Annotated in this window: 11 protein-coding genes; 6 read left to right on the forward strand and 5 right to left on the reverse strand. The window is 72.0% G+C overall.

The features are described from left to right. Positions 1-18: 18 nt before the first annotated feature. The 4 genes from MHY49_RS05535 to MHY49_RS05550 form a co-directional block, all read right to left on the reverse strand. Positions 19-1,251, reverse strand: coding sequence for a cytochrome P450 (locus MHY49_RS05535; protein ID WP_239203080.1), 1,233 nt, complete (start codon positions 1,249-1,251; stop codon positions 19-21). Then, complete coding sequence (locus tag MHY49_RS05540; RefSeq protein WP_239203081.1) at positions 1,248-1,652, reverse strand: carboxymuconolactone decarboxylase family protein; 405 nt, start codon at positions 1,650-1,652, stop codon at positions 1,248-1,250. Before MHY49_RS05540 ends, MHY49_RS05535 begins: the two co-directional genes overlap by 4 nt. Continuing rightward, entirely contained in the window at positions 1,649-2,590 is a 942-nt protein-coding gene (locus MHY49_RS05545) for an NAD(P)-dependent oxidoreductase (RefSeq protein ID WP_370646003.1), read from the reverse strand. The genes MHY49_RS05540 and MHY49_RS05545 overlap by 4 nt, the downstream gene beginning before the upstream one ends. A 102-nt stretch (positions 2,591-2,692) precedes the next feature. After that, positions 2,693-3,400: a TetR/AcrR family transcriptional regulator gene (locus MHY49_RS05550; protein WP_239203083.1), complete on the reverse strand. Its 708-nt coding sequence runs from the start codon at positions 3,398-3,400 to the stop codon at positions 2,693-2,695. A 393-nt stretch (positions 3,401-3,793) separates the two neighbouring features. Here MHY49_RS05550 and MHY49_RS05555 point away from each other — a divergent pair, with 393 nt between their 5' ends. Further along, positions 3,794-4,390, forward strand: coding sequence for a manganese efflux pump MntP family protein (locus MHY49_RS05555; protein ID WP_239203084.1), 597 nt, complete (start codon positions 3,794-3,796; stop codon positions 4,388-4,390). A 34-nt stretch (positions 4,391-4,424) separates the two neighbouring features. Further along, positions 4,425-5,000 (forward strand): sugar O-acetyltransferase, encoded by a 576-nt coding sequence (locus tag MHY49_RS05560; protein ID WP_239203085.1) that lies wholly within the window; start codon positions 4,425-4,427, stop codon positions 4,998-5,000. 74 nt (positions 5,001-5,074) lie between these two features. Here the strand turns inward: MHY49_RS05560 and MHY49_RS05565 are convergent, their stop codons facing one another. Beyond that, complete coding sequence (locus MHY49_RS05565; RefSeq protein WP_239203086.1) at positions 5,075-5,857, reverse strand: ABC transporter ATP-binding protein; 783 nt, start codon at positions 5,855-5,857, stop codon at positions 5,075-5,077. Between the two features lie 170 nt (positions 5,858-6,027). Between MHY49_RS05565 and MHY49_RS05570 the strand changes: the two genes are divergently transcribed. The 4 genes from MHY49_RS05570 to MHY49_RS05585 all read left to right on the forward strand — a co-directional run bounded on the left by MHY49_RS05570 (position 6,028) and on the right by MHY49_RS05585 (position 10,299). Beyond that, on the forward strand, positions 6,028-7,059 hold the full coding sequence (locus tag MHY49_RS05570) for an Ldh family oxidoreductase (protein ID WP_239203087.1): 1,032 nt from the start codon (positions 6,028-6,030) through the stop codon (positions 7,057-7,059). Then, positions 7,059-8,057 (forward strand): proline racemase family protein, encoded by a 999-nt coding sequence (locus MHY49_RS05575; protein WP_239203088.1) that lies wholly within the window; start codon positions 7,059-7,061, stop codon positions 8,055-8,057. Before MHY49_RS05570 ends, MHY49_RS05575 begins: the two co-directional genes overlap by 1 nt. Before the next feature lie 121 nt (positions 8,058-8,178). Further along, entirely contained in the window at positions 8,179-8,808 is a 630-nt protein-coding gene (locus tag MHY49_RS05580; RefSeq protein WP_239203089.1) for an ATP-binding protein, read from the forward strand. Positions 8,809-8,817: 9 nt separating this feature from the next. Next, entirely contained in the window at positions 8,818-10,299 is a 1,482-nt protein-coding gene (locus MHY49_RS05585) for an amidohydrolase family protein (RefSeq protein WP_239203090.1), read from the forward strand. Positions 10,300-10,558 lie beyond the last annotated feature (259 nt).

Raw genomic sequence — 10,558 nt, forward strand, 5'->3', positions numbered from 1 at the left:
TTCTCTCGTCTCTTCTCGTCACCAGGTCACCGGGAGTGCCCGCACGCCGTAGTTGGTCCCGTAGCTGTCCATCGGCACGTCCGTCGGGTCGACTGCCAGGCGGAGGGTGGGGAACCGTTCGATGAGCCGGGGCAGCACGGTCTTGAGCTCGGCCCGGGCGACGTTCTGGCCGAGGCATTGGTGGACTCCGTAGCCGAATGCGAGGTGGCGGGTCAGCTGCCTGTCGAAGTCCGGAGTGTCCGGGTTGCTGAACACACGGGGATCGCGGTTCGCGATGGGCATGGCCACGACGACGAGGTCGCCGGCGGAGATCTTCGTGCCGCCGATCTCCAGGTCCTCGAGCGCCGTACGACCCAGCCCGAACTGCACGATGGTCAGGTAGCGCAGGAGCTCCTCGACGGCTCCTCCGATCTTCTCGGGGTGCGCGCCGAGCTCCTCCCAGCGATCGCGATCGCTCAGGAGGGTCATCACGCTGAGTCCCATCATGGCGGCCGTCGTGTCATGCCCGGCGAACAGCAGCAGGGCCCCGATGCCGACCAGATCCTTGTCGGTCAGGATCGTCTCGCCGCCGTCGGCCACCGCGATGAGCTCGGCGAGCAGGCCGGTCGCTTCCGGGTCCGCGCGCTTGCGCTCGATGAGGTCGGAGATGTAGCCCAAGAGCCAGGCGGCCCCGCGGTTGCGCTCCTCCTGGGAGTGCGAGACATCCATGAGCGTCTCGGTCGCGTGGTGGAAGTCGTCGCGGTCCTCGTTCGGGACGCCGAGGATCTCGCAGATCACCAGGCACGGCACCGGCAGGCACAGCGCCTCCACGAGGTCGACCGGCTGGGGAAGCTGAGCGATCGCATCGAGATGCTCATCGACGATGCGGTCGATGTACGGCTGGAGCGTCTTGCGCACCGCTTTCGGGGTGAATTTTCCCGAGAGCACGCGACGGAACATCCCGTGGTCCGGCTCGTCCATCATGACGAAAAGTGGTGGAAGGCCGTTCTGATCCTCCGCCGAGCCCGACGGATTCTCCTCCTGGTTTTCGTCCGGAGGCGTGTCGTGGCGCGGGCGCCGTGCGCTCATACGAGGATCCGCGAAGACCTCGCTGCCCTCGTCGTACCGGGTGACGAGCCATCCCTCGGTCCCGTTCGGGAAGCGGACCCAGTGGATCGGCTTCTCCTCCTGCAGGTGCCGGTACTCGACCGGCGGTTCTAGCGGGTTCTCCGGATCGCGGGCGACCGGCATCGTTGTGATCGAATCCGTCATTGTGCATCCTCATCTCGTGTGCGTGCTGAGTCGGTGGTTGCGGAGTCGTGATCGGCGAGGGCCGCGGCGACGCCCTGCTGGAACTGGGTCGCGTTGCCCCATCCCACGTAATGGGCCAGGAAGGCGACCATCTCATCGAGCTGTTGGGCGTCGAGCTCATCGTTCGCGAGTGCGCCGCGCACCTGGACGTGGACGAGATCGCTGCGGCCCAGGGCGGCAGTGGCGCCGAGCACCAGAAGACGGAGCTCGCGGATGGTGAGACCTGGGCGGCTCCACACGTCTGCGAAGAGATGGTTCACGGTGTCCTCGGCGAAGGTCCCGCGCTGCTCCGTCATCGCCTCGCTGAAACCGGGGCCGTACACCTGGTCCATCATCGCCAGGCCCCGTGCCGAGAGCGTCATGCCTCGAGCTCCTCGTGGATGCCGAGCGTCTGCTCGGTGCGACTCCGTGCAGCGGCGACCAGGGGCAGATCGAGGCCGAGCTCGGAAGCGGCGTCCTCGGCCGCGGCGAGATCCTTGTCCATCAGCGGCAGGATCCCCGCGACCATCTTCTGCACGGCAGCGATCGCTTCGGCGCCCTGAGGCGTCGCGGACCCGGCTGCGCTGCCTCGGGAGAGGAATGCAGAGGCTTCGTCCTCGGTGAACGAGCGCATCTGCAGCAGAGAGAGCAGCGTGGACCCCTCAGGGTCGGCTGCCGCGATGACCTCGGTCAGAGTCCGCGGGTCGACACCGGCGGCCCCGGCGAGAGCCGCGGCCTCGGCCACGGCCCGCCAGCTGCCGTACGTGATGATGTTGCGGGCCAGCTTGGTGGCCATCCCAGCTCCGGTGGGGCCGCAGTGCACGACCTCCCGTGCGAAGTCGTCGAGCACGGGCCGTGCTCGCGAGAGGGTGGCCTCGTCCCCGCCGACCATGGTGACCAGCCCGTTCTGCGCGGCCTTGTCACCGGGAGTCACACCGCAGTCGAGGAATCCGACCCCGCGCTCTGCGCACGCGGCGGCGAGCTCGCGGATGACGGGGAGCTCCAGGGTGCTCAGGACCACCGCGGTCATACCGGGATGTGCGCTCGTGAGGATGCCGGAATCCCCTGTGATCACCTCCCTCGCCTGCTGTGCGGAGACGACCGCGATCAGCACAACGTCGGCCCGCGCGCCGAGGTCTGCAGGGGATGCTGCGACCATCGGCGCGCCGGGCAGACGCGTGGCGGCCTCGGGTCGCACGTCGTATACCACGGGTGTTCGACCGCTGCGATGGAGGCTCGTGGCCACGCCCCCGCCGATCATCCCGAGTCCGATGACTCCGGCCCGCAGGCCATCCTCCGGTCCTGTTCCTGACGTATCCACAGGGTCTCCGATCCGCAACAAGGTGACTGAACTAAGTTCAGTCAGACTGTAGGGGCCGGTGCGGTCGAGTGCAAACGGGAGGTGCGGCGAGTCGCTCGCGTGTCAGGAATCAGACGTCGGCGAGTGGCCGAGGAGGGATTGCAGCTCGCGTGAGAGCGGGCTGCGTACGCGGTGGGCGCTGCTGGTGAACGTGTCTCCGGGTGGAAGGACCAGGGAGTCGAGGAGGCCGTCCGCGATCTGGAGCACGAGGTCCGCGCTGATCCTGTCCGCCAGGCTGTGCATGAGTGAGAGCTCCCCGTGCGCACCCGCCCAGAGCAGGTGCGCGATCTCATCGCTGGGCAATGCGAGTTCGCAGCCTGCGTCGGCGCAGCGCTCGGTGGCCGCGCGCAGACTTCCCGAGACCACGCTCGCCGGGTGCTCGAGAACGCGATAGCTCTCCACCTGCGGCTGACGTGACTCGTACATGATCCGGTACTTCCCCGGATGCTCCAGCCCGAACCGGCAGTAGGCGTGGATCTGCGCACGCAGATGCTCGATCGGATCGTTCGACGTCGTGGCGCGATCCGCGGAGCGCATCTCCTCGCCGAGCTTCTCGTACTTGTCCGCAAGGGCTGCCCACACCAGCTCTGCCTTGTCCTTGAACTGCAGGTACACGCTGGGTGCGGAGACTCCGACCTGCGCGGCCACCGCCCGGATGGTCAGGCGGTCGACGCTGTCCCATTCGTCGAGCAGCTCGTTCACCGCCTCGAGGATCTCCTCGCGCAGCTGGCTGCCCTCACCACGGCGACTGCGCCTTCGCCGTTCGACCACGTCCGCTCCCATCGCTGTTTGCCGGCACCGCGGTGCGACGGATGGTCCGGCTGCACGGGCCGCGCGTGTCCGCGACGTGATCATCCCATATCGGGCGGAGCCTGACACCGGAGCGCTGCCGCGGGTTCCGGTCGTGACCGCCGCCACCTGTGCTTCGCGGCCGCGAAAGCCTCGGTCGTCGGGGTTTCGAAGGGGGTAACCTCCAGAGCGACTGCGCGTAGTCCGCCCAGCGCCGGCTGGGCGAGTGTGAGCGCCGAGGTGAGGTTGACATGGTCGGCACAGTGGAGGTTCGGCGCACGGAACCCCGCCTCTGGACCGAGTGAACGAGACCTTCGGCATCTGACCATGCCGGAGGACTCCATCCGCCGGCCCGACTCGTGAGGCCCCGCCCCCATGACCCTGGCCGCCACCGCCACCCTTCTGATCCTCGCCCTGGGCGTCTCCGCCGACGCCTTCGCGGTCGCCCTGGGTCGCGGTCTGCAGATCCGCGGCAAGCTCCTGTTCAACGCGCTCGTGCTCGCCGCCGCCTTCGGCATCGCGCAGGCCGTGATGCCCCTGCTCGGATGGCTGCTCGGGGCGGCCTTCGGCACCTATGTCGACAAGATCGACCACTGGATCGCGTTCGGCCTGCTCGCGATCGTCGGCGGCAAGATGATCTGGGAGGCCTTCCGGCCCGACGACCCGGCCGACGAGCTCCCCGAGGACCCCGATCACCCCGATCACCGCGTCACCCCGCGCGAGGTGGTGGTGCTCGCGATCGCGACCAGCATCGACGCCTTCGCCGTCGGGATCTCGATCGCCTTCTCCTCGCTCTCGATCTGGGCCGCCGTGCCCGTGATCGGCGTCGTGACCTTCGTCCTGTCCTTCGTCGCCGTGTTCCTGGGGCAGCGGATCGGCGCGCGCTTCCGCACTCCCGCGGAGGTCGTCGGCGGCGTCATCCTGATCCTCATCGGCCTGCAGATCCTGCTCGAGCACCTCGGGGTGCTGTAGCGCCGGGCGGCGTCCGCTCTGAGACCATCGGGCCATGGGAGAACACGCCGAGCGCCTCGCCCGCGGCGAGTGGTACCTCGATGACCCGGAGCTGCAGGAGCAGCGACGTCGATGCCGGAGGTTGCTGGACGATTTCAACTCCGCCGGGGCCGACGAGGACGACGAGCGCCACCGCGCCCTGACCGCGATGCTCGGGCACCTCGGCGCCGACGTCGAGGTGGTGCCCCGTTTCCAGTGCACCTACGGCGCCCATGTCCGTCTGGACGACGGTGCCTTCGTCAACGCGAACGCCTTCTTCATGGACGATGCGGCGATCACCGTGGGCGCCCATGCCCGGCTCGGGCCCGGCGCGCAGCTGATGACGGCCCTGCACCCGATCGACGACCACGCCCGCAGGCGCGAGGGCTGGGAGCGCGCGCTGCCGATCTCGATCGGGGAGAACTGCTGGCTGGGCGCCTCGGTCACCGTCGGCGCCGGCGTGAGCATCGGCCGGAACACGGTGGTCGGCGCGGGCAGCCTGGTGCTGCGGGACCTCCCCGATCACGTCCTGGCGACCGGCTCACCGGCGAGGATCATCCGCACTCTCCCGCCGGAGGACGGGGCGCGCTGAGCCTCGGCCCGGGCTGGGGAGATTCTGGCCGATGGGAATGCGCGCTCGGGCGCCGCGCCCGTCCCCGGGCCCGCTCAGCGGAAGCGCTGCACGGCGAGCGGGGCGCTCGCCGCGAGGTCCCGGATCGCCGGGTGCTCGGTGCTAGCGAGCACCTCGTGCATGGTCCCGCGGGCGAGGATCCGTCCCTGGCCGAGGAAGGCGAGGTCCTCGCACAGCCGCTGCAGCAGCTCGAGGTCGTGCGAGGCGATGAGCATGCCCACGCCCAGCTCGCTCGCGCGCGAGCGCAGTCCCGCCGCGATCTCCCCGCGCATGCCCGGGTCCACCGCGGTCAGCGGCTCGTCGAGCACGAGGATCCCGGGGCGCGTGGCCAGCGCCGTCGCGAGCGCGACGCGCTGCAGCTCCCCGCCGGAGAGCGAGCGCAGCGTGCGGCCCTCGAAGCGAGGCTCGAGGCCGACGGTCGCGAGCATCTCGGTCACCGACACCGCGTGCGTGCGGCCGCCCTTGCGCGCCTCGCGCGCGGCGTTGCCCAGGGCCCCGGCGACGCTCGCCCGAGGATCGGTCACGGTCATCGCGTACTGGGAGACGAAGCGGACGTCGGCCGTGAACGCCTTGCGGTGCGCGCCGCGCAGCCGGGAGACGTTCCTGTGCTCGTACATGACCTGGCCCGACGTCGGCTTCAGGACCCCGCGCAGCGCGTCGATCAGCGTCGTCTTGCCCGCGCCCGACGGCCCGAGCAGGCCCGTGGGCGCCTGGCCCGAGCGGATCTCCAGGTCGATCCCGTCGAGGACCCTCTGGCCCGGGTAGCCGGCGTGGACGTCGGAGGCGATGAGGGCGGTGGACGAGGCGGAGGAGGCCATGTTCGCTTTCTGTCGGGTGCGGGTGCGGGTGCGGGTGCGGGTGCGGGTGCGGGTGCGGGTGCGGGTGCCCGACCTCCGGCACTGTAGCGATGGAGGCTGGGGCCGGGTCGGGAGCGTCGAACGCCGGACGCCCGGGAGCCGAGCGCGCCGCTCCGATAGCGTGGACGACCATGACCTCGAGCTCCGCGTCTTCCGGCCATGCCGCACCCGCCCCGACCCGTCGCCTCACCCTGGCCGAGCTGACGGACCTCTGCCGTGAGGCGGTGCGGGCGGCCGGCGGATCCGCTGAGGTCGCCGAGTCCCTGGCCGCTGCCGCCGTCTCCGCCGAGCGCCGCGGCAAGTCCGCCATCGGCGCCGCCCACCTGCCCGACTACCTCGACGGCCTCCGATCGGGCCGGATCGCTCCCGACGCCCGCCCCCGCGTGACCGCGCCCCGCCGGGCCGTGATCACGGTCGACGCAGACGGCGGCACCGCCCAGCTGGCCTTCGACACCGCCGAGGACGCACTCGTTGCGGCCGCCCGGGACTGCGGCGTCGCGGTCCTGTCCGTGCGCGACGCGTTCACCGCCGGCGAGCTCGGCGACTACGCGAGCCGCCTCGCCGAGCACGGACTCGTGGGCGTGACCGGCGCGAACTCGCCCGCGCTGATGGCCGTGCACGGCGCGAGCCAGGAGGTGACCGGCACCAATCCGATCGCCTTCGCCCTCCCGCACCCGGAGGGCCCTCGCATGTTCGACCAGGCCACGAGCGAGACCGCCTGGGTGAAGATCCGCGACGCCGCCGAGGACGGCTCCTCCATCCCGGAGGGCTGGGCCCTGGACCGGGAGGGCGAGCCGACGACCGACGCCCGCGCGGCGCTCGCCGGCGCCCTGCTGCCCTTCGGCGGAGTGAAGGGCGGGAACATCGCACTCATGGTCGAGATGCTCGCGGCCATGTCGGGAGGCTCGTTCTCGCTGGACGCGGCGCCCTTCGACTCCGGCGACGTCTCGCCGAGCCTGGGCATGTTCGCGATCGCCATCGACCCGTCGGCCTTCGCCGATGACTACCCGCAGCGGGCCGAGGAGCACCTGCGCCGACTGCGCGAGGAGCGCGGCGTGGACTTCGGGCGGCGCAAGACCGAGGTCACCGAGGTCGAGCTGCCCGTCGCCCTGCTCGATGACCTCGCTGCGCCCAGTCCCGTCGCCCTGTCGGAGGACCGCTGATGCGCGCGCGCCGTCTGCTGCAGGTCGTCGACACGCACGTCGAAGGCCTGCCGGTGCGCGTGGTCACCGGGGGAGTGGCCGCGCTGCCCGGCGACACCATGGAGGAGCGCCGAGCCCGCTTCGTCGCCGAGCACGACGACCTGCGCACCCTGCTCATGTGCGAACCGCGCGGCACCGGGTGGACGTCCGGCGCGATCCTGCAGCCGCCCACCCGCGAGGACGCCGACTGGGGAGTGCTGTTCATCGAGGTCACCGGTGTGCTGCCCATGTGCGGGGCGGGCACGATCGGCGTCGCGACCGCTCTCGTCGAGACCGGCATGGTCGAGGTGACCGAGCCCGTCACCCGCATCCGCCTGGACGCCCCGATCGGTCTCATCACGGCCGACGTCGAGGTGCGCGACGGGCGGGCCCGCGCGGTGACCATCGCGAACGTCGCCTCCTTCGCGCACGCCCTCGACCAGCGCATCGACGTCCCCGGATACGGGGAGGTGACGGTCGACATCGGCTTCGGCGGGAACTTCTACGCGGTCCTCGGCGCCGACGCGCTCGGGCTCCGCGTCGAGCGCGAGGCGTCCGGTGACCTCATCCGGGCAGGGAGCTCGGTGATGGACGCGGTGAACGCGCAGATCCTGCCGCGCCATCCCGGCACCGGCTACGAGGGCTGCGAGCACACGATCCTGCTGGACCCCGCCTCGGACGCGCGACGGGCGAAGCACGCCCTCGTCAACCACCCGGGATGGATGGACCGATCGCCCGGCGGCACCGGCACCAGCGCGCTCATGGCCATCCACCACGCCCGCGGGGACCTGGGCCTCGAGCAGGACTTCGAGAGCGGGTCGATCCTGGGCACGTCCTTCACCGGCCGCCTGGTCGGGACCACCCGCATCGGCGGGACGGAGGCCGTGCTGCCCACGATCACCGGCAGCGCCTGGCTCACCGCTCTCTCGCAGATCGTCCTGGACCCCAGCGACCCGTTCCCGGCCGGCTTCACCCTCTGAGCGGCCGACGGGGTCGGTCCGTCGGCCGGCTCGGGCGACTCGGGCGACTCGGGCGACCCGGCGGGCGCGACCGACGGGGGGGGGGAGGGGCCGGGCGCGCCACCCTCTACGCTCTGTGGGCATGAGCCCCGAGCGACCTTCGCCCTCCCGCCTCTTCCTCCTCGTCGGCCCGCCGGCCGTCGGGAAGCTCAGCATCGCCCGCGAGATCGGGCGGCGCTCGGGCGCGATCGTCGTGGACAACCACCTGGTCAACAACGCCGTCTTCGTGCCCATGGGCCTGGATCGCGGGGGCAGGGACCTCGCCGACACCGACGCGCTGCGGGCGCGGGTCCTGGACGTCGTGCTCGAGGCGACGCTCGCCGCCCCGGCGGGCCTCTCGCACGTCTTCACCAACTGGCTGCCCGAGGATCCGGACAACGCCGCCCACGTGCAGCGCCTGCGCGACCTCGCCGCCCAGCGCGGCGCGCGGTTCGTGCCCGTCTGGCTCACCGCGACGGCCGACGAGCTCTCCGCGCGCGTGGACTCCCCCGAGCGGGCGGAGCGCTCGAAGCTCGTCGACGCCGGCGTCCTGCGCGAGCTGCTCGCGATCCCCTCGCTGCCCGCCCCGTCGGACGCGATCGAGGTGGACACCTCGCAGATGAGCATCGAGCAGGCCGCCGCGCACATCCTCGAGTCCTCGCGCGTCCCCGACCCCGCGCACGTCCCCGACTCCTCGCGCCCTGCCGGACCCGCGCACGGCGCCGGGGCATAGCCTCGGGGCATGACTCCCGCGAGCTACGTCCCCGCACCCACCGCCGCCGGCTCGCTCGTCCTCGCGGACGTCGCCGTCGTCGACCCCGCGAGCGGCGAGGTCACCGCGCACCAGGACGTGCGGCTCGAGGGCGAGCGCATCGCCTCCGTCGCGGCGCACGACGACCGCACCGAGGGTCGGTCCGAGGACGCGGGAGCCGCCGCGTCGCCGCGCGTCGTCGACGCCTCGGGCCTGTTCGTCGTCCCCGCCTACGTCGACGCGCACGCGCACCCGCTGAACGATCCCGAGGACGTCGACGCGACCTACGCGCTCATGCTCGCCGCGGGCGTCGCCGGATACCGGCAGATGTCCGGCAGCGACGAGCTGCTGGCCCGCCGCGCCGCCGGCACGCTGCGCAGCCCGGAGGGCTCGCCCCGTCTGCTGGCCCTGCCCGGCGACCTGCTGACCCCGATCACCGCGCCCGACGCGAAGGGCGCCGCCTCCACCGTGCGCCACCAGGCCGAGCGCGGCGCCGACTTCATCAAGGCAGGCTTCACCAACCGCAGCACGCTGCTCGCCGCGATCGCCGAGGGCAAGGAGGTCGGCCTGGACGTCGTGGGCCACGTGCCCGACGACATCGACGCCCGCGAGGCCTCCGAGGCGGGCATGCACTGCATGGAGCACCTGGGCACCGGCGTCTCGCTGTACGCGGCGTCCTCGCGGCGCGAGCAGCAGGTGCGCAAGAACGCCGGCGGCGTGCCGAGCCTCCCGCGCATCCCCGGTCTCGCCCCGATCGCGAACCGGATCTTCCAGCCCTTCCTCATGAAGCTCGTGGTCAATCCCGTGGCCCGCACCAGCGAGAAGACCGCCGAGAACTACCGGCTCGTGGACCGCACCTTCGACGAGCAGCGCGCCGAGTCCCTCGCCCGCCTGCTCGCGGCCAACACCACCTGGCAGTGCCCCACGCTGATCCGCGTGCACACCCAGCAGATCCCGGGCACGCCGCGCCACCGCGACGATCCCCGGAAGCGGTTCATCGCGCCCGACGTGCTCGCGGTGTGGGAGTCGGTCACCGACACCTTCGAGGAGCTCCCGGCGCCCACGCGCGAGGCCCTCGCCGAGCACTGGGAGGCGCAGCTGCGGATGACCCGTGTGCTCGCCGACGCCGACGTCCCGATGCTCACGGGCACCGACTCCAACGGCGCGAGCTGGGTGATCCCGGGCCTGGGGCTGCACGACGAGTTCGCTCTGCTCTCAGAGGCCGGGGTGAGCCCGACGTCGATCCTCCGCGCGGCGACCAGCGACGCCGCCCGCTTCTTCGGCCGCGAGGACCGGGCCGGTGCGGTCCGCGCGGGCTTCGAGGCCGACCTCGTGCTGCTGGGAGGGGATCCGACGGCCGACGCCGCTGCGCTCGCCGACGTACGCGGCGTCGTCCGCGACGGCGCCTACCGCGACCGCGCCGCGCTCGACGAGATGCTCGAGCGCCTCGCCGCCCGCCCGACGGCCCGCTGACCCCGAGGTGCTGATCCGCTGAGCCCGGGGTGCTGACCCGCTGAGCTGCTGAGCCGGTGCCCGCCGGGCCGCACAGCACCCCCACAGCCCGCCCGAGGCTCCGGGCACAGTCTGCGCGCCGACTCTATGGCGCATGAACGCACCCCACGCACCCACCCGCGACCCCGGCGAGCATCCGCCGGGCGAGCTCTCGCCCGACCAGCCGACGTCGGGTCGGATCCCGTCGGACCCGTCGGCCCAGGACCCGCCCCCGTCGGAC

The sequence above is a fragment of the Brachybacterium sp. ACRRE genome, assembly GCF_022346485.1.
Taxonomy (GTDB): domain Bacteria; phylum Actinomycetota; class Actinomycetes; order Actinomycetales; family Dermabacteraceae; genus Brachybacterium; species Brachybacterium halotolerans.